Origin of the sequence: Marinitoga piezophila KA3 (assembly GCF_000255135.1) — a bacterium.
Classification (GTDB): domain Bacteria; phylum Thermotogota; class Thermotogae; order Petrotogales; family Petrotogaceae; genus Marinitoga; species Marinitoga piezophila.
The window spans coordinates 1,340,120-1,365,279 of record NC_016751.1; the positions used below are offsets into that span (position 1 = coordinate 1,340,120).

At 30.5% G+C, this 25,160-nt stretch carries 26 protein-coding genes; 15 read left to right on the forward strand and 11 right to left on the reverse strand.

Annotated features, from left to right (window positions below):
* Positions 1-155 precede the first annotated feature (155 nt).
* The 15 genes from MARPI_RS06360 (at position 156) to MARPI_RS06430 (ending at position 17,236) form a co-directional block, all read left to right on the forward strand.
* Positions 156-2,675: a DNA polymerase domain-containing protein gene (locus tag MARPI_RS06360; RefSeq protein ID WP_014296769.1), complete on the forward strand. Its 2,520-nt coding sequence runs from the start codon at positions 156-158 to the stop codon at positions 2,673-2,675.
* A 99-nt stretch (positions 2,676-2,774) separates the two neighbouring features.
* Positions 2,775-3,530, forward strand: coding sequence for an aspartate dehydrogenase (gene nadX / locus MARPI_RS06365; protein ID WP_014296770.1), 756 nt, complete (start codon positions 2,775-2,777; stop codon positions 3,528-3,530).
* A 2-nt stretch (positions 3,531-3,532) separates the two neighbouring features.
* The gene (gene nadA / locus MARPI_RS06370) at positions 3,533-4,468 is read left to right on the forward strand and encodes a quinolinate synthase NadA (protein WP_014296771.1); all 936 of its coding nucleotides are present in this window, start codon (positions 3,533-3,535) and stop codon (positions 4,466-4,468) included.
* Between the two features lie 4 nt (positions 4,469-4,472).
* A complete protein-coding gene (gene nadC, locus MARPI_RS06375) occupies positions 4,473-5,294 on the forward strand; it encodes a carboxylating nicotinate-nucleotide diphosphorylase (RefSeq protein WP_014296772.1) in 822 nt (273 codons plus the stop codon).
* Positions 5,295-5,453: 159 nt separating this feature from the next.
* Positions 5,454-6,224, forward strand: a complete 771-nt coding sequence (gene sufC, locus MARPI_RS06380) for a Fe-S cluster assembly ATPase SufC (protein WP_014296773.1) — start codon at positions 5,454-5,456, stop codon at positions 6,222-6,224.
* 37 nt (positions 6,225-6,261) lie between these two features.
* On the forward strand, positions 6,262-7,641 hold the full coding sequence (gene sufB / locus MARPI_RS06385; RefSeq protein WP_202945947.1) for a Fe-S cluster assembly protein SufB: 1,380 nt from the start codon (positions 6,262-6,264) through the stop codon (positions 7,639-7,641).
* Positions 7,642-7,665: 24 nt separating this feature from the next.
* Positions 7,666-8,889 carry a SufD family Fe-S cluster assembly protein gene (locus tag MARPI_RS06390; protein ID WP_014296775.1) on the forward strand — a complete coding sequence of 408 codons (1,224 nt, stop codon included), beginning with the start codon at positions 7,666-7,668 and terminating at the stop codon, positions 8,887-8,889.
* Positions 8,846-10,057 carry an aminotransferase class V-fold PLP-dependent enzyme gene (locus tag MARPI_RS06395; RefSeq protein WP_014296776.1) on the forward strand — a complete coding sequence of 404 codons (1,212 nt, stop codon included), beginning with the start codon at positions 8,846-8,848 and terminating at the stop codon, positions 10,055-10,057. Before MARPI_RS06390 ends, MARPI_RS06395 begins: the two co-directional genes overlap by 44 nt.
* Complete coding sequence (gene sufU / locus MARPI_RS06400; protein WP_014296777.1) at positions 10,054-10,482, forward strand: Fe-S cluster assembly sulfur transfer protein SufU; 429 nt, start codon at positions 10,054-10,056, stop codon at positions 10,480-10,482. The genes MARPI_RS06395 and sufU overlap by 4 nt, the downstream gene beginning before the upstream one ends.
* 78 nt (positions 10,483-10,560) lie before the next feature.
* A complete protein-coding gene (locus MARPI_RS06405) occupies positions 10,561-11,940 on the forward strand; it encodes an RtcB family protein (RefSeq protein ID WP_014296778.1) in 1,380 nt (459 codons plus the stop codon).
* A 96-nt stretch (positions 11,941-12,036) separates the two neighbouring features.
* Positions 12,037-12,930: a damage-control phosphatase ARMT1 family protein gene (locus MARPI_RS06410; RefSeq protein ID WP_014296779.1), complete on the forward strand. Its 894-nt coding sequence runs from the start codon at positions 12,037-12,039 to the stop codon at positions 12,928-12,930.
* 32 nt (positions 12,931-12,962) lie between these two features.
* Positions 12,963-14,513, forward strand: a complete 1,551-nt coding sequence (locus tag MARPI_RS06415; protein WP_014296780.1) for a 5'-nucleotidase C-terminal domain-containing protein — start codon at positions 12,963-12,965, stop codon at positions 14,511-14,513.
* A 549-nt stretch (positions 14,514-15,062) separates the two neighbouring features.
* On the forward strand, positions 15,063-16,559 hold the full coding sequence (locus MARPI_RS06420) for an AAA-like domain-containing protein (protein WP_014296781.1): 1,497 nt from the start codon (positions 15,063-15,065) through the stop codon (positions 16,557-16,559).
* 138 nt (positions 16,560-16,697) lie between these two features.
* Positions 16,698-16,895 (forward strand): cold shock domain-containing protein, encoded by a 198-nt coding sequence (locus MARPI_RS06425; RefSeq protein ID WP_014296782.1) that lies wholly within the window; start codon positions 16,698-16,700, stop codon positions 16,893-16,895.
* Between the two features lie 143 nt (positions 16,896-17,038).
* Positions 17,039-17,236 (forward strand): cold-shock protein, encoded by a 198-nt coding sequence (locus MARPI_RS06430; RefSeq protein ID WP_014296783.1) that lies wholly within the window; start codon positions 17,039-17,041, stop codon positions 17,234-17,236.
* A gap of 39 nt (positions 17,237-17,275) precedes the next feature.
* On the opposite strand, the gene MARPI_RS06435 is transcribed toward MARPI_RS06430, so the two are convergent.
* From MARPI_RS06435 to amrA, 11 genes are all read right to left on the reverse strand, one after another.
* Positions 17,276-17,848, reverse strand: a complete 573-nt coding sequence (locus tag MARPI_RS06435) for an acetate uptake transporter (RefSeq protein WP_014296784.1) — start codon at positions 17,846-17,848, stop codon at positions 17,276-17,278.
* Between the two features lie 137 nt (positions 17,849-17,985).
* Complete coding sequence (gene deoC, locus MARPI_RS06440; RefSeq protein WP_014296785.1) at positions 17,986-18,738, reverse strand: deoxyribose-phosphate aldolase; 753 nt, start codon at positions 18,736-18,738, stop codon at positions 17,986-17,988.
* 58 nt (positions 18,739-18,796) lie between these two features.
* Positions 18,797-19,339: an HD domain-containing protein gene (locus MARPI_RS06445; RefSeq protein ID WP_014296786.1), complete on the reverse strand. Its 543-nt coding sequence runs from the start codon at positions 19,337-19,339 to the stop codon at positions 18,797-18,799.
* A complete protein-coding gene (locus tag MARPI_RS06450; RefSeq protein ID WP_014296787.1) occupies positions 19,340-20,554 on the reverse strand; it encodes a tetratricopeptide repeat protein in 1,215 nt (404 codons plus the stop codon).
* Positions 20,547-21,212: a RadC family protein gene (radC, locus tag MARPI_RS06455; protein WP_014296788.1), complete on the reverse strand. Its 666-nt coding sequence runs from the start codon at positions 21,210-21,212 to the stop codon at positions 20,547-20,549. Before radC ends, MARPI_RS06450 begins: the two co-directional genes overlap by 8 nt.
* Positions 21,205-21,768: a nucleoside triphosphate pyrophosphatase gene (locus tag MARPI_RS06460; RefSeq protein WP_014296789.1), complete on the reverse strand. Its 564-nt coding sequence runs from the start codon at positions 21,766-21,768 to the stop codon at positions 21,205-21,207. Before MARPI_RS06460 ends, radC begins: the two co-directional genes overlap by 8 nt.
* Entirely contained in the window at positions 21,765-22,262 is a 498-nt protein-coding gene (locus tag MARPI_RS06465; protein WP_014296790.1) for a Gx transporter family protein, read from the reverse strand. Before MARPI_RS06465 ends, MARPI_RS06460 begins: the two co-directional genes overlap by 4 nt.
* Positions 22,256-22,618 (reverse strand): NusG domain II-containing protein, encoded by a 363-nt coding sequence (locus MARPI_RS06470; protein WP_014296791.1) that lies wholly within the window; start codon positions 22,616-22,618, stop codon positions 22,256-22,258. The genes MARPI_RS06465 and MARPI_RS06470 overlap by 7 nt, the downstream gene beginning before the upstream one ends.
* A 16-nt stretch (positions 22,619-22,634) precedes the next feature.
* On the reverse strand, positions 22,635-23,669 hold the full coding sequence (locus tag MARPI_RS06475; RefSeq protein WP_014296792.1) for an FAD:protein FMN transferase: 1,035 nt from the start codon (positions 23,667-23,669) through the stop codon (positions 22,635-22,637).
* Positions 23,639-24,631, reverse strand: a complete 993-nt coding sequence (gene amrS / locus MARPI_RS06480) for an AmmeMemoRadiSam system radical SAM enzyme (RefSeq protein ID WP_014296793.1) — start codon at positions 24,629-24,631, stop codon at positions 23,639-23,641. The genes MARPI_RS06475 and amrS overlap by 31 nt, the downstream gene beginning before the upstream one ends.
* 1 nt (position 24,632) lies before the next feature.
* Positions 24,633-25,151, reverse strand: coding sequence for an AmmeMemoRadiSam system protein A (amrA, locus tag MARPI_RS06485; RefSeq protein WP_014296794.1), 519 nt, complete (start codon positions 25,149-25,151; stop codon positions 24,633-24,635).
* Between the last annotated feature and the right edge of the window lie 9 nt (positions 25,152-25,160).

A 25,160-nucleotide genomic window follows, 5' to 3' on the forward strand; every position in this document is an offset into this window, starting at 1 on the left:
GATTTATTTTAATCATTTGTAAAATCAAGAATTATTTATATAATATTTTCTTTTCATCTATTTTTTCATTTGGTTAATAAAAGTTGATAAAAAGTTCTTAATAAAGTATAATAAATATTATAGGAGTTGATGAAAATAGTATTGGAGTTGATATTATGAATGTTTCCGCTATATGGCAAAATCCGAATAATAAACAATTTTACTATAAAGAAAGGCCATTTTCAAAATGGATTAAATTAAATAAATCGCTAACCTTTTTGTTTGAAAGACATTTGAAGAAAGAAATTGTGCAGTTGTTAAGGGAGAATAATTTTAAAAATTCAGATATAAAAAATGTTGAGGAAGATTGGAAGGATATTTTCAATAAACCTTTAGTAAAGGTAAATTTTGAGAATAATATTTCGTATTATAGATATAATAATTTTTTGAAAAAATTAAAAGAAAAAGGAATAGGTATATATGGAAGGGATATTATAAATATTTTTCCTTATGATATTTCTGAAAGAATAGAGGATAAACGTATCTGGTTTCTGGATATAGAGGTTGAAGGCGATGAGGATATTGCTGAAGATTCAGTTCCATCATCTATTTTAGCTAAAGGAATGATAATTTCTATTACATATTATGATTCATATGAAAAAGAATATTATTCCATTATTGTTAGTAGAGAAAAAGTTGATACGTTTAATAAGAAAATAAGATTTGTTGATAGTGAAGAGGAGTTATTAAAAACGTTTAATAATCTTTTGAAGAGAAAGGTTCCTGATATTATTACAGGATGGTATTCAAATGGATATGATATTCCATATATTATAAATAGAGGAAAGAAATATCACATAATCATTTCAGCTATTGATGGATTAAAGCCGTATTCTTCATATAAGAAACAACCTTCTGGATATAGGTTTAATAATTCTATTCCTGGTGTAAATTTGCTTGATTATATGGAGTTATACAAGAAGTATATTTTTGAGAAACCACCATCATATAAGCTTGATGAGATTGCCAGAATTCATAATATTGAAGGAAAAAGTGAATACATGGGATTTTTGAATTATAAGAAAAATTTTGAAAAGTTTGTAGAATATATTTTTAGAGATGTTGAGATATTGGTTGAATTGGAAGATAAATTAAATCTTTTAAATTTGATTTGCGGGTTACAATCTGTAATTAGAATACCTATAAATATGTTATTGGCACCTTCTATATCAATAGAACATTACTTACAACAATTTTTATTGCCAGAGAAAAAATCATTTAAGGAAAATTATAATATATATAGTTCAAAGAATGTTGATTTTGAAGGAGCTATTGTTTTACAGCCACCGGATAAAAAATATGAAAATGTAATTGTACTTGATTATGCATCTCTTTATCCAAATGCAATTCAAACTTTTAATCTTTCTCCAGAAACTCTTAGATATGATTTTAACTATAACGGAAAACATGTTGATATTGGATTGATGATTCAGGATGAAGGAAAGGATTATATTCCGTTAAAATATACTCTTGAAATTGAAGGCGTATTGCCTTCTTTAATTAGGTATCTTTTAAAAGAACGTTTGAAATTTAAGCAATTAAAAAAATCTACTCCTCCAGATAATCCTGAATATATAAAATATGATATTAAACAGAGTAATTATAAGATTCTGCTAAATTCCATGTATGGTGTAATAGGTACTGAAAGGTTTCCTTTGCATGATAAACGTGTGGCCGCTTCTATAACTGGTGGTGCTCGCGGTGCATTAAGATATATGAATAATAAACTCAATAATCATGAATTTAAAGATGTTGATATAAATGGCAGGAAGATATCTTTTAGAACAGAGGTTATATATTCTGATACCGATAGTTCATTTAATGTGATACATTGTGAAGAAAAGTTGTCGAAGGAAGATGTTGTTCAAATTGGGAGATATATAGCAACATATATAAATGATAATATTGCTAAAGAGTTTGTTGTTAAATATTCCAATACTGAAGAGATAATAAATAGAAATTCTTTAAAGGTGGAAGTTGATAAGATATTTAAGGTTGTTAGATTTTTTGGAGTTAAGAAACGTTATTTTGGATATGATTTTGATAAAAATATTATTACACATGGAGTTGAAATTGTAAGGGTTGATACCCCAAGAAAAATAAAGGATATATTAAAGGATTTGTTTATTAAAGCTTTAGATGGTGTGTTGAAAAAAGAGGATTTAATTCGATATTATAATGTTATAAAACAAACACCTCTTGAAGAAATTGCCATTTCAAAGACTGTTACAAAGATAGATTTTGATAAGTATAAGACAATTCCAAATCATGTTCGTGCAATTCAATTAATGAGAGAGATATATAAGTTCAAATATACATTAAACGATAAGTTGTTATATTTTCACATAAAATATAATAATAGGAGAAATTATAGAATTGTTGAAAGGATTTTTAATAAGAAGTTTAAGGATGTTGCACTTGTTTCTGCGTGTATAGAAAGGGAACATTTGCCACAATTTGTTAAACTCGTAAAGGCAAATGAGCTTGAGATAGATTATTATACGCTTTTTGATAAGCAGGTTTTATCTACGTTGAAACAGTTTTCTGAATATCGTGAAATTATAAAAGAGGTAAAGAATGAAATTGAAAAAATGGAAGGGATTAATAATAAAAGCGAGCAATTAAAATTATTTTAAAACACTTTTATAATTACTTTTATATAAAATCGACAAAATTTCTAAACATAAAAGTCTTAAAATATATTGTGATTTTATTTTCAAAATGGAGGGATTGTAATGAAAATTTTCTTGATTGGTGCCGGGAATTCGGCAAAGATTATTTTGGAAGAATTAAAAGAAGAATTGGATAAGGTTTATGTGTATGATGTTGATAAATCCCAAATTGAAAAATTAAAGGAATTTTATAATATTTCTTATGCAGATATAAAGGATATTGCGAATTTAGATATAGATTATGTTATAGAAGTTGCATCAACAAAGGCTGTTGTGGAATATGGAAAGTTTGTTATTGAAAATAATAAGAATTTTATTATTTTAAGCACAGGTGCTTTTGCTGATAGAGATTTTTTAAATGATTTTCAGGAAGCGTTGAAAAAATCAAATAGTAGAGTTTACGTTGTTTCTGGAGCTATTGGGGGAATTGACCTTATTAATGCAATAAACGATAAGATAAAATCAATTACATTAACAACAAGAAAACCTCCAAAAAGCCTTGGACTTGAAATTGATGAGGAAAAGGTTATATTTGAAGGAAGTTCAACGGAAGCAATAAAGAGATTCCCTAAAAATGTAAATGTAGCTGTGACATTATCGCTTGCAGCAAGGGATTTTGATAAGGTAAAGGTTAGAATTATTGCTGATCCTAAAGTAGAAAGAAATATTCATAATATAAAAATTAATTCAATAGCGGGAAATTACGAGTTTACATTTGAAAATTTCCCTTCTGAAAATCCTAAAACAAGTTATTTAGCACCGTTATCTGTAGCAGGATTATTAAAAAATATAAATTCAAAAATCAAAATAGGAGGATGAAGATGATAAATCAAACAGCTATTGAAAGAGATTTTATTGAAAAGATTATAGAATTAAAGAAAGAGAAAGGTTATACAATTCTTGCTCATAATTATCAAATTGGAGAATTACAGGATATAGCAGATATTACAGGTGATTCATTACAGCTTGCCAGATTGGCAACGGAAATTGAAAACGATAAGATACTCTTTCTTGGTGTAGATTTTATGGCAGAAACATTAAAGATTTTAAATCCTTCAAAGAAAATAATAGTACCAACAAAGGGTTCTACATGTCCAATGGCAAACTCATTAACTCCGGAAATAATAAAGGAATTTAAAGAAAAATATCCAGAAGCTCCTGTTGTATTGTATGTGAACAGTACTGCAGCATGTAAGGTATATGCAGATTATACATGTACTTCAGCAAATGCTGTTGATGTAGTTAGCAAAATAGATTCAGATATAGTATTATTTGGACCAGATAAGAATTTGGGATCATATGTTGCAGAAAAAACAGGTAAAAAGGTTATTCCAATTCCAGGAGATACCGGATACTGTTATGTTCACAATAGATTTTCAGCAGAGGATGTTAAAAAAGTAAGAGAAGAACATCCAGATGCAAAGATTATAATACATCCAGAATCACCAAAGGAAGCAAGAGATTTATGTGATTATATTGGAAGCACAGGACAGATGATGAAATTTCCTGAAACAGATGATGCTAAAGAATTTATCATTGGTACTGAAGTTGGAATGATTCATAAATTAGAAAATACATTTAAAGATAAAAAGTTTTATCCATTAAAAGAACTTGCTATATGTAATAATATGAAAAAGAATAATTTGAAGAATGTATATCTCTCTTTATTAAATGAAGAACACGAAATAGAACTTCCTGAAGAAATAATGGAAAAAGCAAAGATTCCTATTTTAAATATGTTTAAAATTATGGAGTGATAATATGTTTAAATATGAGATTGAGTTGTTAAAGGATTGGATTGAAAGGGATAATTCTTTTTTTGATATAGCTTCATATGAATTGAGAGATAAAGAAGCTTCAGGGATAATAATTTTAAAAAATTCAGAAGTTGTGTTGTCTGGAATTGAGATTATAAAAAGATTATTTGAAGAATATAATATCGATTATGATTTTAAGTTTAATGACGGTGAAAAGGTTGATAAAGGAATTATTGGTGAAATTAAAGGAAATGCATATAATGTTCTTATTGTTGAAAGAACAATGTTGAATATTCTTTCTATGATGAGCGCAATTGCAACTAAGACTCATAATCTTGTAAGTAAAATAGATGGTAAAACCAGATTAGCAGCAACGAGAAAGGTTTTTCCAGGTCTTGGAAATCTTGAAAAATTAGCTGTATTACATGGTGGAGGCGATACACATCGCTGGAATCTTTCAGAAAGTATAATGCTTAAGGATAATCATATAAAGATGTATGGCGGTATAGAAAATGCAATAAATACAGCCAGGAAATATAAATCATTTACAAAAAAATTGGAAATTGAAGTTGAAAATGAAAAAGATGCTATTATTGCTGCAAAAAATGGTGTTGATATTATTATGCTTGATAATTTTTCTGCTGAAAAAGCCAAAGAAACTGCAAGAAAATTAAAAGAAAATTATCCCCATATAATAATAGAAGTTTCCGGTGGAATAAGTGAAGATAATTATCTGGAATACGTTGATGATAATATAGATATAATATCAATGGGAAAATTGACCACAGAAATAAAATATATAGATTTTTCTCTTGAAATGAAATAAAACGCCTGATTTTCAGGCGTTTTATTTTTTTATATATTGTAAAAGAAAAAAATTTTTAAATAGTTATTTACATGATTTATATTTTTAAATTTGACTTTTTTTGTCTAATTTTGTATAATGATATTAGAAGAAAATATGACAAAAAAAGGAGGAATTAAAATGTTATTATCTATTAAAAATTTAAAAGCTAAAGTCATTGAAGACGACAAAGAAATATTAAAAGGCGTGAATTTAACTATAAATCCTGGCGAAATACATGTATTAATGGGACCAAACGGTTCTGGTAAATCAACACTTTCAAATGTTATTATGGGATCACCAAAGTTTGAAGTAACTGATGGTGAAGTTTTATTTGAAGGAAAGGATATTTTAAACCTCGATACAAATGAAAGGGCTAAGTTAGGAATATTTCTGACTTTTCAACACCCTCAGGAAATTGAGGGGGTTAAAATGAGACAGTTTTTAATTAATGCATACAGACATATGCATCCTGATGAAAAGGTTTCGCCTATTGAATTAAACAAGAGATTGAATAAGTTATGCGAAGAGATAAATCTTTCACCATCATTTTTAGAAAGATACGTTAATTCTGGATTTTCCGGTGGAGAAAAGAAAAAGAGTGAAATTTTGCAATTGTTTTTCTTAAAGCCTAAGCTCGTAATTATTGACGAAATAGATTCCGGGTTAGATGTTGATGCTTTAAGAGATGTTGCTGAAGCTATTAATAAATTAAAGACTGAGGATATGAGTATTTTAATGATTACACATTATCAGAGAATTTTGAAATATTTGCATCCTGATTTTGTTCATGTATATGTTAATGGAAGAATTGTTCATACAGGCGATGCATCACTTGCTGAAGAAATTGAGGAAAAGGGTTATAGTATCTTAAATGAGTTTGTTGATGCTGACACTGTAAAGGGGTGGTAATATGAAGGATATTAATGATATAAACTATGATGAAATAATGGTTAATCAATCGATGTTCGATTTTAGAAATGAAGCTAAATACGCTTTTAAAACACCTCCTGGGTTAAATGAAAAGGTTATTAGAGAGATTTCAGAAGCAAAGAATGAACCTAAATGGATGTTAGAACATAGATTGGAAGCTTTTAAGATTTTCGAATCTTACCATGAACCGAATTTTGGTGTAGATATTAAAAATCTTGATTTAAGTAAAATAGTTGCATATATGAAACCTGATGCCAAAAAGGCTGCAACATGGGAAGAGGTTCCTGAGGAAATTAAGGATACTTTTGAAAAATTAGGAATTCCTGAAGCAGAAAGAAAGGCTTTAGCTGGAGTTGGAGCACAATACGATTCGGAAGTTGTTTATCAGCATATTCAAAAGGAATTAGACGAACTTGGGGTTATCTTTCTTGATATGGAAACTGCTGTAAAGGAATATCCTGATTTAATAAAAGAATATTTTATGAAGCTTGTGCCTTCATATAATCATAGATATGCAGCTTTACATGGAGCATTATGGAGCGGCGGCTCGTTTTTATATGTTCCAAAAGGTGTAAAGGTTCCTTTGCCATTACAGGCATATTTTAGAATGAATAATCCCGGAATGAGTCAGCTTGAACATACTTTGATTATTGCAGATGAAGGCTCAGAAGTTGAATTTATTGAAGGTTGTTCTGCACCATTTTATAGTGTAACCAATTTACATGCTGGTATGGTTGAAATATACGTAAAAAAAGGCGCAAAGATGAAATATTCCACCATTCAAAATTGGAGTAAGAATACATATAATCTCAACACCAAGAGGGCTATTGTTGACGAAGATGGTTCTATGGAATGGGTTTCCGGTTCTCTTGGAAGTTTTAAAACTATGCTTTATCCTATGACTATCTTAAAAGGTAAAGGCGCAAAGAATAGCAGTATTACATTAACATATGCCGGACCAAATCAACATCTTGATACTGGTTCAAAGGTATTTCACCTTGCACCATATACAAGTTCTGTTGTTAATGCAAGAAGTATTAGTATTGGTGGCGGTTGGGCATTTTATAGAGGCTGGGTGAAGATTGCCGAAAGTGCAAAAGGAGCTAAATCTTCTGTTGAATGTAATGCTTTAATGCTTGACAATAAATCAAAGAGTGATACTGTACCTTTAATTGAGGTGTTTACAGATGATGCTGATGTTGGACATGAAGCTAAAATTGGAAGAATCAGTGAAGAACAGATATATTATTTAATGTCAAGAGGTCTTAGCGAAGCGGACGCAAAGAGCATGATTGTAAGAGGGTTTATTGAACCGTTAGTAAAGGAATTGCCACTTGAATACGCATTGGAATTAAATAAATTAATTAATCTTGAAGTTGAATCCTCTATAGGATAAGCTTCAGTGGAGGTGAATTTTTAAATGTACGAAAAAGCGCTTGTTTTAAATCATAATGATTTTTTGGCTACAGAATGGAAGGTTCCTGAGATAAAATCAGATAATGATTATGGTATAATTGAAATAGAAGAAGCTGAGAAATTTTACACAAGTAATGAATTAAAAAGTTTTAGAAGAAAAAGATTTGAAGAATATAAAACTTTAGGATTTCCAAAGTGGAAAAGGAGTAAATTGGAAGGTTTTAATCCTTTGCCATATGTTGCAAAGTTTAATTCTTTAATGTCAGATAATCTTAAATCAATTAATGATATAGATAATAAAGGTATTGAAATCTTAAATAATATGGATTTTGATGGTTCACACAGAAAATTTTTGTTAATGAGCGACGTGTTTTTTAACACAGGCTTCTATTTAAAAACTAACAAAAACCAGAATAATGAGGTTTATTGGATAAAAGAGGTTATTGATAAATCTCCATTATATGGTCTTGAAGTAATATATATTGATGAAAATAGTGAAGCTACTTTAATTAGATTTATAGAATCAAAGGGAAAGGGTACAAAGATTAAAACGTTAAGAGGAAAGCTGGAAGAAAATTCAAAATTAACTGTAATAAATATAAATCTTTTTGATAACGACATTTCAACAGACAATATGTTTTTTGATGTAGGAAAAAATGCACAATTAACTGTTTATGATATTAACATTGGCGGAAAGGTTACTGCCCCACATATTGTAACTCGGTTAGCAAATGAAAATGGAAAGGTTGATATTTATCCATATTATCTTACACAGGATAATGAAATAATAGATATGTTCTATCTTTTAAGATATTATGCACCAGAAACCATTGGTCATATTGTAGGACGTGGCGTTTTGATGGATTCTTCAAGGGTTATATTTAGAGGGAATCTTGACATTAAAAAAGGTGCAAAGAATGCTGAAGCTGAAGAGCAGGATTTTAATCTTGTTTTATCTGAAAAGGCTAAAGTAATGGCTTTCCCTTCATTATATGTTGATGAAAACGAAGTTAATGCTGGACATGCTGCAAGTGTAGGAACAATAGAAGAGGATAAGCTTTATTATATGATGACAAGAGGATATTCCAAAAATGCTGCTAAAAAGGAAATTGCTTTTGGGAATTTTGAACCGGCAATAGAGGTTATTGAAGAAATAAATTCTAAATATGCGGGGGCGTTAAGAGATGTTATCGAGAGAAGATTTGATAAGGAGTTTTCCAATTCTTGAGAGAGAGATTAATGGAAAAAAATTGGTATATTTTGATAATGGCGCAACAACTTTGACACCTGTTGAAGTTACTGATGCCATAAAGGGTTTTTATGATTATCATAACGCAAATGTGCACCGTGGTGCGCATTTGCTTTCAAATGAAGCCACAGATATGTATGAAAGTTCAAGAAAAGCTGTAGCAAAGTTTATTAATGCTAAAACAAGCGAAGTGATTTTTACACGGGGAACAACAGAGTCTATAAACCTTTTTGCATATTCCATAGGTAAAAGCGGTTGGTTAAAAGATAAAGAGGTGCTTATTACTACCATAGAACATCATTCTAATTTTGTTCCATGGCAACAGTTAGCATATACATTTGATTTTACTGTTCAATATTATAATCCAGAAAATGGAATCTTTAACCTTGATGAATTTTTAAGAAATGTGAATGAAAACACAAAACTAATTTCAATAACGGGATTATCAAATGTCACAGGTCAGGTAATTCCTATTGAGGAAATTATAAAATTTGCTCATGAGAAAGAAATCTTAGTTCATGTTGACGGTGCTCAATTGGTTCCACATTTTGGAATTGATGTAAAGAAACTCGATGTTGATTTTCTTTCATTTTCAGGGCATAAGATACTTGGACCTATGGGAATTGGAATATTCTATGGCAAGAAAAAACTTTTAAAGAAATTGCCTCCTTTTCATTATGGCGGAGAAATGATTAATTGGGTTAGCATTGAAAATACAGATTTTGCTGAATTGCCAGAAAAGTTTCAGGCTGGCACACCAAATGTTGGTGGTGCTGTTGGATTAAAGGCTGCTATTGATTATATAAACAAAATTGGAATAGATAATATTATTGAACATGATAAAAGATTAACTGAGTATGCTAATAAACGATTTAAAGAATTGGATTTTGTCACTGTTTATGGTCCAGAAGATAAAACATCAATTATTACATTTAACGTGGATAACATTCATCCACACGATGTTGCACAGATTTTAAGCGATAAGTTTGGTATAGCTGTAAGAAGTGGTCATTTGTGTGCTCAGCCTTTATTAAAACAGCTTGGAACAAAATCTGTGTGTAGAGCCAGCTTTTATTTTTACAATACAGAAGAAGAGGTTGATAGGTTAATAGAAGGATTAAAATATATCAGGGAGTGGTTGAGATGAGTTTAGAGGATTTATATTCTGATATTATTCTTGATTATGCAAGAAATCCACAATTTCAGGGTGAAATTGATGACGCAACAATTTCTGAAGATGGAAAAAATTTATCCTGTGGTGATGAAATAACGCTATTTTTAAAAGTAAAAAATGGCAAAATAGAAGAGGCAAGATTTAAGGGACATGGTTGCATTGTCAGTCAATCTTCAGCTGCTTTAATGTGTGAAGCAATTACCGGAAAAAGCTTAGATGAAGCTGAAAAAATTCTTGAAGAGGTTAAAAAAATGGCACAGGGTGAGGATTTTGATGAAGAATTGGTTGGTAATCTTGTGGTTTATTCTGAGATATCAAAATTTCCGGTAAGGGTTAAGTGTTTTACTCTTGCCTGGCATACACTTGAAAATGCGCTGGAAGAAATAGAGGAAGGTTAAAATAACCTTCCTCCATTTTTTTCTAAAAATGTTTATAAAAATAAAATGCTATGTTATAATTATCATGGAGGGAAAATAATGGATATTATAAGAGAAAATAAATATATGTGGAAAGTTGAAAAATTTAAAAATATGAAAGTTCCTGTTTATGTTTTAACCGATTCCCAAACTATTCGTAGCCAGGAATATCATGAAGCTATTATGCAATTGGTTAATGTTGCTACATTACCAGGGATTGTGAAAGGTTCTTTTGGTATGCCAGATATACATTGGGGTTATGGTTTTCCAATAGGTGGTGTCGCAGCATTTGATGCTGATAGTGGTATTATTTCTCCTGGCGGAGTTGGATTTGATATTAATTGTGGTGTTAGAATAATGACTACCTCTCTCGAATTTTCAGAGATAAAAGATTATATAGATGAGATACTAACCAGAGTTTATAATGAAATTCCTGTTGGCGTCGGCTCCAGAACGAATTTTAAATTGTCTGTAAAGGAAATGAAGAAAATCCTGAACAATGGTGTATATTGGGCAATAAATAATAATTACGGTTTGGCAGAAGATTTGTATAATATTGAAGATAGCGGTAAAATTAAGTACGCAGATGCGGATTTTGTTAGTGATGAAGCGATAAAAAGAGGAGCAGATGAATTAGGGACTCTTGGATCTGGAAATCATTTTATTGAAATCCAGATTGTTGAAAAGGTTTTCGAGAAAGAAAATGCTGAAAGATACGGTCTTTTTGAAGGTCAAATTGTATATATGATTCATTCAGGTTCAAGAGGTCTTGGACATCAGGTTGCAACAGATTATATAAAAATTTTCAGAGATAATTTAAAAGATTGGAATAAAAAAATTCCAGATAAACAGTTAATAAATGCTCCTTTTAAAAGCAAATATGGTCAGGAATATTTTTCTGCAATGAATGCTGCTGCCAATTTTGCTTTTGTTAATAGACAGATAATGGGACATAAAATAAGAAATATTTTTAAGGATTTATTTGATGTTGAATCTAAATTGTTATATGATATTACGCATAATATAGCAAAATTGGAAAAGCATAATGTTGATGGTGAAGAGAAAGATTTAATTGTTCACAGAAAGGGTGCTACAAGAGCGTTTCCGGACCAAATAGTGTTGATTCCTGGAAGCATGGGAAGTTCTTCATATATTTTGCTGGGTACAGAGAAATCTATGAGTATTGCATTTGGCTCATCTGCTCATGGAGCAGGGAGAGTTTTAGGTAGAAGACAGGCTAAAAGAAGATTAAATTATAAAAATGTTTTAAATTCAATGAAAGAAAAAAAGATAAAGATAATTTCAAAATCAAAAAATACCATTGTTGAGGAAGCACCAGAAGTGTATAAAGATGTAGATTCTGTTGTTGATATTATAGAAAAAATTGGAATATCCAGAAAGATTGCAAAGTTAACCCCCGTTGGAGTTGTAAAGGGTTAATCAAATTTAAAAGGTATATTCAATTTAAATCTTTAAAACTGTAAACTTTTATTTCTATAATTTAAATAAAGAAATAAAAGAAACGGGGGTAATAATATGTATGCGAAGTTTGAGTGTATAGATTGTATAGTTTCTCAGATAAAAACAATTATAGGAAAGAACTTTGATTATCTCGATGAAAAGGAAAAATTTGATTTGATGAAGTCTGTTTCTACGGATCTTTTAAAATATTCAGAATATGGAAAAAGACCTATAGAATTGGCAAGGGTTATTTATGAGAAGCTTGGAGAAAAGTCTGAAACTAAGACACATGACTTTTATAGAGAAGAAAAACAGGCGTCAAATGCATTATTTTTAGAGGCTTATGATGAATTGTATAAGTTTTTAAAGGATTCTGATGAGCCGTTGAAAAATGCAGCAAAGTTATCTGTTCTTGGAAATGTTATAGATTATGGAATAAAAAATTCCTTTGGAGAGTTAGAATGGGAACTTGAAAATAGTTTAAAACTAAAGAATTTTTCTCTGGATGATTTTGATTCTTTTTATGAAACGCTTCAGGAGGCAAAAATATTATTATATATTCATGATAATGCAGGAGAAATTGTTCTTGATAAGTTGTTTATAAAAATGATAAAGGAAGAATTTCCTGAAGTACATATTATTTCTGCTGTAAGAAGTGCTCCTGTAATAAATGACGTTACTTTAGAAGATGCAAAGGAAGTTGGATTAGAAGAAGTGGCATCAGAGGTAATTGAAAGTGGAAGCAAGATTCCAGGTACATTATTAAGCGATGTTAATCAGGAATTTTTAATTGCGTATAAACAGGCTGATATTATTATCTCAAAGGGTCAGGGGAATTTTGAAGGTCTTAATGGAGAATCTGAAAAGATATACTTTGCATTAATGGCAAAATGTCCTGTTGTTGCTCGAGAATTAAAGGTAGATGTTGGGGATATAATCTTTTCAAGAAAGAATCTTTTTGTAAAATAAATCCTAAAATCTTATATTAAGGGGGTATTATGATGAAGAAGCTTTTAGTATTGTTGGTTGCATTGTTGTCTATTGCTATCTTTGCAGCACCAACACATCTTGTTATTTTCCACATTAACGACACACATGGACATGTATGGCCATATGGTGAGTATCACAATCCTGACATTGGTGGTTTTGCAAGAATTGCAACATTGGTAAATCAGGAAAGAGCAGTTAATGATAATGTATTATTCTTACATGCTGGTGACGTAAACACAGGTGTTCCAGAATCAGATCAATTAGATGCAATTCCGGACTTTGTTGCATTACATTATATGGGTGTAGATGCAATGGCTTTAGGTAATCACGAATTTGATAATCCTTTAAGCACAACATTTATGCAACAGAGATATGCTGGATTCCCATTCCTTTCAGCTAATTTTGTTACAAAAGACGGAAGACAGTTATTCAAACCATATATCATTAAAAATGTTGGTGGAGTTAAGGTTGCTATATTAGGTGTTACAACAGAACAGACACAGGTATTGGAACCACTTCACTTAAATGGCGGAAAATTCTTAAATGTAGAAGAAACAGTTAAGAAATACTTACCAGAATTAAAGAAAAAAGCTGATATTGTTGTTGTATTAGGACATCTTGGTTATGGTAAAGATGATCAACCACTTGGTGTAAAATACACAACATCAGATCAATTAGCAAAAGATGTTAAGGGTATTGATATAATTATTGACGGACATTCACACACATTAATGAATAAAGCAGCATATATCAACAAAACAATTGTTGTTCAGGCTGGTGAATGGGGTAAATATCTTGGAAGATTGGATTTATGGGTAGAAAATGGAAAAATCGTTGATTACGAATGGGCAGCAATTCCTATTAACTTAAAGAAATATTTAGGAAAAGACGAAAATGGACATTCAAAATATGAATACGTAACAGAACCAATTCCAGAAGATCCATTTATCAAAATGATTGCTGATTACTATTATTCATTAGGTGCAGAAGAATTAAATAAAGTTGTTGGAGAAACAAAGATATTATTAGATGGTGAAAGGGCACATGTAAGAAGTGGAGATACAAATCTTGGCCACTTAATTACAGATGCATTAATCTGGAAAACAGGTGCAGATGTTGCATTGCAGAATGGTGGAGGAATTAGAGCTTCAATTCAACCAGGACCAATTACATATAGAGATATTTTAACTGTATTACCATTTGGAAATACAACATATGTATTTGAAATGACAGGTGCAGATTTAATGAAAGTATTAGAATACGCAGCAACAATACCAGCTGGTAAAGGTGCATGGTTGCACGTTGGTGGTATGACATACAAGATTAAGGATAAGAAACCTGTTGATGTTATGGTAAATGGAAAACCAATAGACTTAAAAGCTACATATAAAGTAGCAGCTAATAACTACATTGCTGGTGGTGGAGACGGTTATAAGATGTTAAAAGGATTAAAAGGATTCGATACAGGATTTGTTCTTGCTGATGTTGTAAAAGAATACATTCAGCACTTAGGAACAATAGAAAATTATGATAATGCACCAAGAGTAGTTGTTGAAAAATAATAAGTTTTAATTGTATCCCTCTGGTATAAAACCAGAGGGGTTTTTTTTAGTAGTATATACGGTCGTTGCAGACTCACGTCCGTGTTTGTCCTTTTGTGTTGTTGATTGAGAAAAATAAAAACTTCCTCAAACGACTTGGTTGCTAATCCTCGAAATTTATCTTTGAAAATAGAAAAATAATATTCACTCAGACGGCAAGAATTTCTGATCCTTGCTCCATTTGAAAATTTTTTGTGTTGGAAAAAATAAAAGCTCTTTCAGGCAACTTGAGTGCTGATCTTCGAAAATTGTTCGTTCTCAGGGGTCGTTGCAGACTCACGTCCGTGTTCGTCTTCACTCAAAATCACATCCGTGTGATTTTGCCCCCTTCCACTCACAATTTTCTCAGGCACTCTGCGAGCCTTCACTCGCTTTTATTTTTTTCAACTATCCTGTCATCACCGCTTCGGGAAAATCTTAGTCTTCGCCCCTATTTTACTATTTACAAAATAAGGCGAAAGCATCATTTTGTTTTGATATGGTATAATTGAAGAGTAGGAGGTGGAAGTGATGAGGATGTTTTGTACATCAGGACCAGTTGATAAGAAAACATGTTATTATGTGGAAAGACCGGATATAACGGAAGAAGCGCTTAATCATATAGAAAGATGGGAATATTTTAATATAATAGCTCCTGCACACTCTGGAAAAACAACTTTTTTAAGAATGTTAGAAGAAAAAATAAAAGACAAATATTTACCTATGTATGTATCATTTAAAGATTATAAAAATATAGAGAATTCCGAAGATTTTGTAAATAAATTTTTTGAAAGTATAGAAATAAACAATAAACTTAAACGATTAAGAGATATTGAAAATTATTTTTATGAACTTCACGAAGAACAGAAAAAAGATATAATATTAATGATAGATGATTATAATGAATTGGATAATAAAGAAGTATTAAATGATCTTTTGCATATAATAAGAGCAATGTTTCATAAAAAAGAATTATATGGATTAAGAAGTGTGATAATATCAGGAACAGAATACATACCAATATTTCCGGATGATCCAGCAAGTCCATATAACATAGCATATGAAATGGAATTTCCATACTTTACAAAAGAACAGGTATATGACTTACTTTCACAACATGAAAAGGAAACAGGGCAAATATTTGAAGAAAAGGTAAAAGAATTAATATGGCATAACGCAGCAGGACAACCTGGATTAACCAATGGCCTTGCAAATGATTTGGTAGTAAAAAAGGCTTTCGGTGAAAAGATTATAACAGTAAAACATTTTGAAAAAACACTTGAAGATTATATGAGAGTATATATAGATAAAAACATATCAAACATAATAAACAAAGCGAAAAAAGAAAAAGAGTTAATAATGAAAATACTATTTGAACCGGAAAAAATAGAATTTAACATATACGATGAAAACATACAGTATTTATATTTAAATGGAGTAATAGACAATTGTGATGGAAAATGTTGTGTAAAAGTACCATTATATTATAAAGCATTATATACAAGATTCAGACCAAAAGTAAATGGAGAAAAAAGTGAAATGAAAACATTAAATGAAAGTGTAAAAACATATTTGAGGAAAGATGGAAGTTTAGACTTAAATAAATTACTCGAAAGATATACAAGATACATAAAAAATAGAGGAGCGATAATGTTCAAAGGAAGGAATTATTATGAAGGAGTATATCAATATAACTTAGACCAATTCTTAAGCTTATATGTAGAGGCAGCAGAAGGAAAGGTATATCCAGAAACACAAATAGGAGGAGGAAGAATTGATTTATTAATAAATTTAAATAACAAAGAATATCTAATAGAAATAAAATCAAATATAGATGAAGATCAATATGAAAAATCGAAAAAGCAATTAGTGGAATATTTAAAAAGAAGTGGCTTAAAAGAAGGCTGGCTTGTGATATATTCAGAAGCAATAGAGGATTTCAAACATGAAATAGAAGAAATAGATGGAGTAAAAATCAATGTGTGGTTTATAAAAACGAACTTTGAAAGTCCGTCAAAAGTGAATTAAAACAGTAAAAAATTTTATCTGTTGTATATATCCAGATATTGTAATATATAAAGTAGTGGAATGTAATAATAAAAGTATATACTATAAGAGAAATCACACGTAGTTACAAGGGTAACACGGAGAAACATGGAGGAAAACATGAGAGGAAAAGTTAAATGGTTTGATGCAAAAAAAGGATTCGGATTTATTTCTGGAGAAGATGGAAATGACGTTTTCGTACATTTCACAGCTATTACAATGGACGGATTCAAAACTTTAGAAGAAGAACAAGAAGTTGAATACGAAATTCAAGAAAACGCTAAAGGTTTACAGGCTGTAAACGTAAGAGCTATCTAACAATCAATAGCCCCTTTTAAGGGGCTTTTTTATTTTTTAGTTGACTTTTAATAAAAAAAGGTATATAATTAGTGTGACCCTTAAGGGTTGAGAATCACATCCGTAGTTGCAATGGGTAACACGGTAGGAACATGGAGGAAAGTATGAAAGGTAAAGTTAAATGGTTTGACGCAAAAAAAGGTTATGGTTTCATTTCTGGTGAAGATGGAAAAGACGTATTTGTACACTTCACAGCTATCACAATGGATGGCTTCAAGACTTTAGAAGAAGGTCAAGAAGTAGAATACGAAGTTCAAGAAAATGAAAAAGGCTTACAAGCTGTAAACGTAAGAGCTCTCTAATAAAACAATAGCCCCTTTTAAGGGGCTTTTTTATTTATGTTATAAAGGTAAAACTTTTTTGCCGTATACTTCATTTAATACTTCAGCCATTGCTGTATAAATTGCAGAAGCTCCACAGAATATACCTTCCCAACCAGCTAAATGTTTTATAGCTGTACTTCCCAGGAAATCTCCCATTGATAATAAGAAAAATAATATTGTTAATGTTCCAAAAACAACCTGAAGTGATTTGTTTCCTTTTAATGTTCCTACAAACATATATAATGTGAATATTCCCCACATTAATAAATAGAATGCTACTGCAGTTGCTGAAGCAGCTTCACCTAATCCCATTTTTGGCATTGTCCATATTGCCACAAGTGAAAGCCAGAAAAGACCGTAAGATGTGAATGCTGTAGCACCAAATGTATTGTTTTTCTTGAATTCAAATATACCAGCAATAACCTGTGCTAATCCACCGTAGAATATTCCCATAGCCATTATCATAACATTTAATTCAAATATACCAGCGTTGTGAAGATTTAATAATACAGTTGTCATACCAAAACCCATTAATCCGAGCGGTGCAGGATTTGCCAATTTTTCAGATACAGTTGTAACTTTATTTTCCATTTTAATACCTCCTCTAATATTTTAAAATATCCCTGTTATTTTAAAGTATTTTCATTACTATAAAATTAACATTAACTTGCTTTTGGGTATAATAAAAAATAACCTTCTCATAAAGAGAAGGTTATTTTTGTTAATTATTAATATCCAGTACCTTCAGCTTTTTCGCCAGATACTATTTTTACTCCTGAACTTGCTCCAATTCTTTCTGCACCAGCTTTTATCATTTTTAATGCATCTTCAAAGCTTCTTACTCCGCCAGATGCTTTTACTTTTAATGCATCACCAACTACAAATTTCATTAAAGCTACATCTTCTGCTGTTGCTCCACCTGTTCCAAAACCTGTAGATGTTTTTACAAAATGAGCTCCAGCTTCTTTGGAAATTACACATGCAGCAATTTTTTCTTCTGTTGTTAAGTAGCATGTTTCTATAATAACTTTTACAGTTTTTCCCTGTGCAGCTTCAACAACAGCTTTTATTTCATTATATATGTAATCATATTCTCCGGCTTTAAGCATTCCAACATTTAATACCATGTCGAATTCATCTGCACCATCATTTAATGCAATATCTGTTTCATATGCTTTTACATCAATTGGATTTGCACCTAAAGGGAATCCTATTACAGTTGCAACTTTAACCTCAGAACCTTTTAGTTCTTCTTTTGCTAAAGGAACATATACAGGATTTACACAAACTGAGAAGAAATTATAATCTTTTGCTTCTTTACAAATTCTTTTTATATCTTCTGGTGTAGTTGTTGCTTTTAGTATTGTATGGTCTATATATTTAGCAACATCCTCAGGAGTTAATGAGATATCGTTTTCAGGCATTTTGAATTCTTTGTTATACCTTTCAATTTCTTTTTGTATGATATTTTTTAAGTCCATTTTTCCACCTCTTTCTGTATATTTTTAAAAACAAAAGTTGCGTTTAACGCAACTTTTGTTATAATTCAAGTTCTTCTGCTATTTCTTTCATAGATTCTATGGATATTTCAAAAAATCTGTTTAATTCTATACCTATTTCTTCGATTTTTCTGATATTTTCTCTATTGGCACCAGCTGCAAATGATTTGTCTTTAAATTTTTTCTTTAAAGATTTTACTTTTAATCCTTCAATTTTTTTGTCAGGTCTTACTAAAACTGCAGCTGTTACCAGTCCAGAAATTGGATCTGCTGCATATAATGCAAAATCCATTTTTGAGTTTAATGGAGCATGATCATTGTGTGCGAGTATAGCGTTTTTTTCTTCTTCTGATAATTTGTCTCCCAGCATTTCAACTGTTTTTTTTGCATGTATTTCTGGATTATCTTTAGTGAATTCATAATCAAGATCATGTAATATACCAATTATTTCCCATCGATCTGGATCTTCCTCTAATTCTTTTGCGAGACCTTTCATTATTGCGCCAACTGCTAAACAGTGCTTTATTAAATTATCGCTTTTTACCTGTTCTTTTAATAACTGTATGGCTTCATCTCTTGTCATTTATTCTTCCCCCTCGTAATACATCTGACATGTTCTCCAGCCAAACAGCATTCTTATTGCTTCATAGAAAGGAATATCAATTGCAAAATCGTATCTTACTCCTTCTTTTGTTTCTAATCTTTGAAGTATATTTTTTATTTTTTGATAATATCCAGGTCCGTATAATTTTGCAACTTTTCCATTTTTTATAGGTTCTAATGTAAATGTTTTTAACCCTTTTACATGTGAGTCATTTGGGAAGAATATTACTCTAACTTCTCCAAACATTTCAAATATTTTATCAAATGTTTTATTTGCCATTTCTTCATTGTTGTAATTGTAGAATCCGAGGAATGAAATTATAGCCTGTTCTGGTAAATTTGTTTCTGTTTCAAACCTTCCAGAGGTTTCGTATTCAAATGCTTCTAATATTTTCCAGTATTTACAATAATCTGGAGGTACATTTACAGCTTTTAATTTTGATCTTCTTAAAAGACAATTTGCGCATGGAATGTTGTTTTCAAAGTTTTTTCTCATATGATATAATTTGTCGCCTTCTTGAGAAAGATAGTAAAGATATCCCTGGTATATTGAGGCAACGTATTTTACTTTTCCCTGTAAGAATACTCTACTTAAATGCTCTTTGGCTTTTACATAATCTTTTTCATACATTGCTACAACGAAATATAATAAAGGATCATTTGAATTTCGTGCAGCTTCTTCAACAGCTTTATATGCTTTGTAATATTCTCCTTTATATACAGCGTTCATTGCCATTAAAAGGTTTGCGTGTTTGTTGTTTGGGAATCTTTTTAATGCATCTTCTGCAAATTCATATGCATCAGGTTCCCTGAGCAAAAATTTAGCCATTCCCAGATTGAAATAATCTTCCGGGAATGAAGGATTGTCTAAAAGTTCTTTTACTTCCTCGTATTCACCTTTGAGTATATGTGCAACTGCCTGTTGGTTGACATATGAACTTTTTGGTTTGTTTATTAATAGTTTTTCTATATGTTTTGCAAGTTCAAGGTTGTTATTTTTAAAGTCGTAGTAGTTTAAATCAACAATTGTTTGAACATCGTCAATAGGTATAGAGATGTATTTTATCTCTATATTTGCTCTTTCAACAGTTTTTTTCTTTTTTTGTTCAATGTTTATTCCTTTTCTTTTTAAATCCTTTTCAAATTTTTTCTTTAATTGCATTAATGCTTTTAAGTTATCAGGCATATTATCCATTTCTTATCACCTTTCTTCCCAGTTTGAAGCTGTAGTATTCTGATTTTCCTATAATTATATGATCCGACAATTTTATTCCCAATAATTCACCGCTTTTTTCTATTTTTTCAGTAATATCATAATCCTGCATGCTTGGAGTGCTATCTCCTGAAGGATGATTATGAATTAATATAATTGAAATTGCATTATTTTTTATTGCGGTTTTAAATATATCCCTTGGATGTAATATTGAATGATTTGCTGTTCCTATACTTATTGTATCAATGGATATAGGATTTAGTTTGCTATTTAATGATATGCATAGTACATTTTCCCTGTCTTCAAATATAAATCTATCATATATTAAGTCGTAGACTTTATCAGGAGAATCCAATTTTATATTTTCTTTTTTTAGGGCTTCTTTGTGAAATCTTATTCCAAGCTCAAAAACAGCTTTTAAGGTAATTGCAGTAACTTTTCCAATTCCTTTTATTTGACTCAATTGATTTACATTCATATAAAATAAATCTTTTAAAGAATATTTTTCTGTAATTTCTTTTGATAGTTGAAATACGTTTTTATCTTTTGTTCCCTTTCTTATTATTATAGCTAATAATTCGTCAATAGTCAAATTTTTTGGACCATATTTTAAGAGTTTTTCTCTTGGTAGTTCAGACATTTAGAACTCCTTTCTCATATAAGTACCAAAAAATTTTGTTTATTGGTAATCCCATAACGTTGTAATAGTCACCATTTATTTTTTCTATAAAAACACCAGCAAAATCCTGAATACCATAACTTCCTGCTTTGTCTAACGGGGAGTAGTTTTCAATATAATATTGTATAATGCTATCATTTAAATGGTGAAAATATACTTCGGTTATATCATATATTGAGTATATAGAATTATTTTCTTTGAATGTAATACCTGTTATTACTTCATGTTTTTTTCCTGAAAGCATTCTTAGCATATTAAATGCATCTTTTTTATCTTTTGGTTTTCCCAGGATTTTGTTTTCAAATGCTACAATTGTGTCTGCAGTGATCAATAATTCATTTTCATTTATTTCAATACTTTGTGCTTTTTGTTTGCTTAAATCTATTGCGTATTCTACAGGGGTGTTTTTTTGACTTATTTCTTTTATATTTGAAACTCTAATTTCAAATTCTATTCCAAGTTTTGAAAGCAGTTCCTTTCTTCTCGGAGAGGCAGAGCCTAATATTATTTTTTTCACGGTTTTACACTCCTAAGTGCAGATTTTACCACTATTGCATTTGCAATTGCTGAGAATGTTCCTATTAGTATCATTTGTGGTAAATACCAGTATATTCCTGCAGATTTTATTATAAATAACCATCCAAATGTAACCTGAGTTATGTTATTGAATATTGCACCACTTTCACTTATTCCTATTATACCAAATTTTTTTGTTTTTAATGCTAAATACATTATTAATGTTGCAATAACACTTCCTGAAAATCCCATAAAGAATGTTGGAGATAGGAATTTTCCAGAAAGCAATGAGCCAAGTATGGATTTAAAAATGGCGATATACAAAGCATTTTTTAAGTTTTTATCTTCTACTATTGAATATAATACTGCAAAATTAGAAAAACCCCAGCGAGCGCCAGGAAGAGGAATAGGAAAAGGAACCAATGATTCAACATAATATACTGCGGATGCTAATGCAATTAGTATAGCCTGTTTGGGTATGTTGTTTTTCACCATGAAATTACGTCAACTCCTGTGTTTTTTTCTTTTCCAATTGGTTTTATCACGATTTTATTTGGAATGCATATTATTTCCTGTGAAGCGTTGTCAACCCACCCTGTATGTTCGCAAATTTTTAGGGCACAGGTTGAATCAATTGCTTTGATTTTTGAACCGTCAAAGATTACTTTCATTTTATAGACGCCTTTATCATCTTTAATTGTATATGTTCCCGGTCTGGTTATTTCCATTACTTCTTTGCCGGAAATATATACTTTGGCACCTTTTAATGTATTTTTTAATGTGTTTTGAAGAAATATTGTGATTATTGATATTAGTATTATAATTCCTACAAAGATTATATCTTTTTTCATTTTTTCACCATTTCATTTACTTTTTTAAATAATAATCAAAACCTGTAGTTTTAATTATTTTGTTATCAGATGTAATTCCGTATATCTGTATATCATATTGCATCATTGAGTCTATATCGGGTAATTTATCTCCAAGGATAAATATTGCAGTTGACATTGCATCAGCTTTCATTGCACTGTCGGATATTATTGAAACGCTTTTATAGAAGTTTGCGGGATATCCAGTTTTTGGATCTATTAAATGATGATATCTTACACCATCTTTTTCAAAATATCGTTCGTAATTCCCTGAGGTTACTATTGCGCCTTCTTTTAAGTATATCTGCAATTTTATATCGTAAGGGTTTCCATCAGGGTCTCTTATTCCAATTACCCATGGGAATCTGTTAAATTTTGGACCTATTATTCCAATGTCTCCACCGGCGTCTATAAAACCTGTTGCTTTTGGATCGAGACTTTTGATTTTGTTTATTGCCATATCAACAGCATATCCTTTTGCTATTCCGCCAAGATCAATCATTGTTTCATCGTTTAATAATGAAATTTTATTTCCTTCTATTTTTATAAATTTATAGCTGATACCTTTTAAAGCATTATTTATTTCATCTTTTGAAGGAACTCTTTTCGGACTGTTCATATCATCAAATCCCCATAATTTTACAAGAGCACCTATTGCTGGATCAAATGCCCCTCCTGTTAAATCAGCATAATTTATAGCAGCTTTCATTAAAAATAATGTTTCTTTATCTGCTATAATGCTTCTTTTTTCATTTAATTCCCAGATAACACTACCTTTTATATTTTTGCTGAATTTTCTTTCTATTCTTTTCATTTCATCAAATGCGATATCGGCTAATTTTTCGGAATTAATCTTATTTCCTGCAACCTTTACATTAACCCATGTTCCCAGGGCAAAATCCTTTTTGGAATAATATTGTGGTAAAGGTTTATGAAATATCAAAAACAGTGTGAGGATAATTGCAATTCCTGCTATGACGGAATATAATATACCTTTGTTTTTTAAAAAATTATAGGGATTTTTTTTAAGCAATTTTTGCACCTTCCTTTTTCGTCAACATTTAGTATTTCGATATTATATCCTTCGCGTTTTATAAGCATGGTTTTACAATATGGACAGTATGTTGATTCGTATTGTTTATCCCGGACATTTCCAAGATATACAAAATTTAAATGTTTTCTGGCTATTTCATAGAATTTTTTAAGTGTTTCAATTGGTGTAGGTGGTTTGTTGTATTTATACACAGGATAATATCTGCTGATATGTAAAGGTATATTTTTTGAAATGCTGGAAATCCATTTTACCAGTTCTGTGAATTCTCTTTCATCATCATTTCCTTCTGTGACTATAAGTGTTGTTATTTCAACATCTGAGATAAAATTATATGCCAATTTTATTGTGTTCATTACAGGTTCTTTTTTTCCGCCTATTATTTTGGCATAGAATTCATTATTGAATCCTTTTAAGTCTATATTCATTGCATCTATATAGGGTAATAATTCCATTAAAGGTTTTTCTGAGATATAACCGTTGGTTACCATTACGGTTTTTATTCCGTGTTTTTTTACTAATTTCGCAGTATCGAGAACAAATTCATACCATATATTTGGTTCTGAATATGTAAATGCAAGCATTTTTGCATGGTTTTCCAGTAAAAGATTCAGAATGTCCTGTGGAGTTAATTTATAGATTTTCCATGGGGATTCCTGGGAGATTTCAAAGTTTTGACAGAATTTACATCTAAAATTACATCCCCATGTACCTATTGATATTATGTTTTCGCCTGGATGGAAATGAAAAAGGGGTTTTTTTTCTATAGGATCGTTTGCAATTGCTGTTATTTCACCATAGTTTAATGTGTATAATTTTCCGTCAACATTCTTACGCACTCTACATATTCCTGTAGAGCTGTTTTTTATTATGCAATTGTGAGGACATAATGTACATTGAACTTTATTATTTTCAAGTGTTTTATAATATAATGCTTCTTTCATTTTAGAAATATCTTTCCACTGTGAATCTATATATTTCGTATGGCTCTGAGAAGATACCAGCTTTTAATTTAGCAATTCTTAATTGTTCTTCAACAGTGTTTACGCCATCAAGTGCTGGTAGTAAAACTCCTTTTTTCCAGCCGCTAACAACTATTACACCATATATTTCCGGGTCTAAATCTTCTTCTGATTCAACGTATTCAGGTTCGCTTAATACGTCAACACTTACCATTATGTCATCGAGTTCATCAGCTGTAACAGGATTAAACCTGTAATCTCTTGTAGCTGCAGCAATTGCATTTTCTCGTATTTCTATTGCAAGATTGTCATATACTGGTTCTATTGTTCCTATACAACCCCTTAAATCTCCGTTTAATTTATGAAGAGTTACAAAACATGCAGCTCTTTTGTTTAATAGGTCATCTGGAAGGTTATCTCTTATTTCGATTTTTTTCCCATATTTAATGTAATTTTCAATAACTTCTATAGCCCATTTTACATAAGGATGTTTTCCTTCCATGTTTTCACC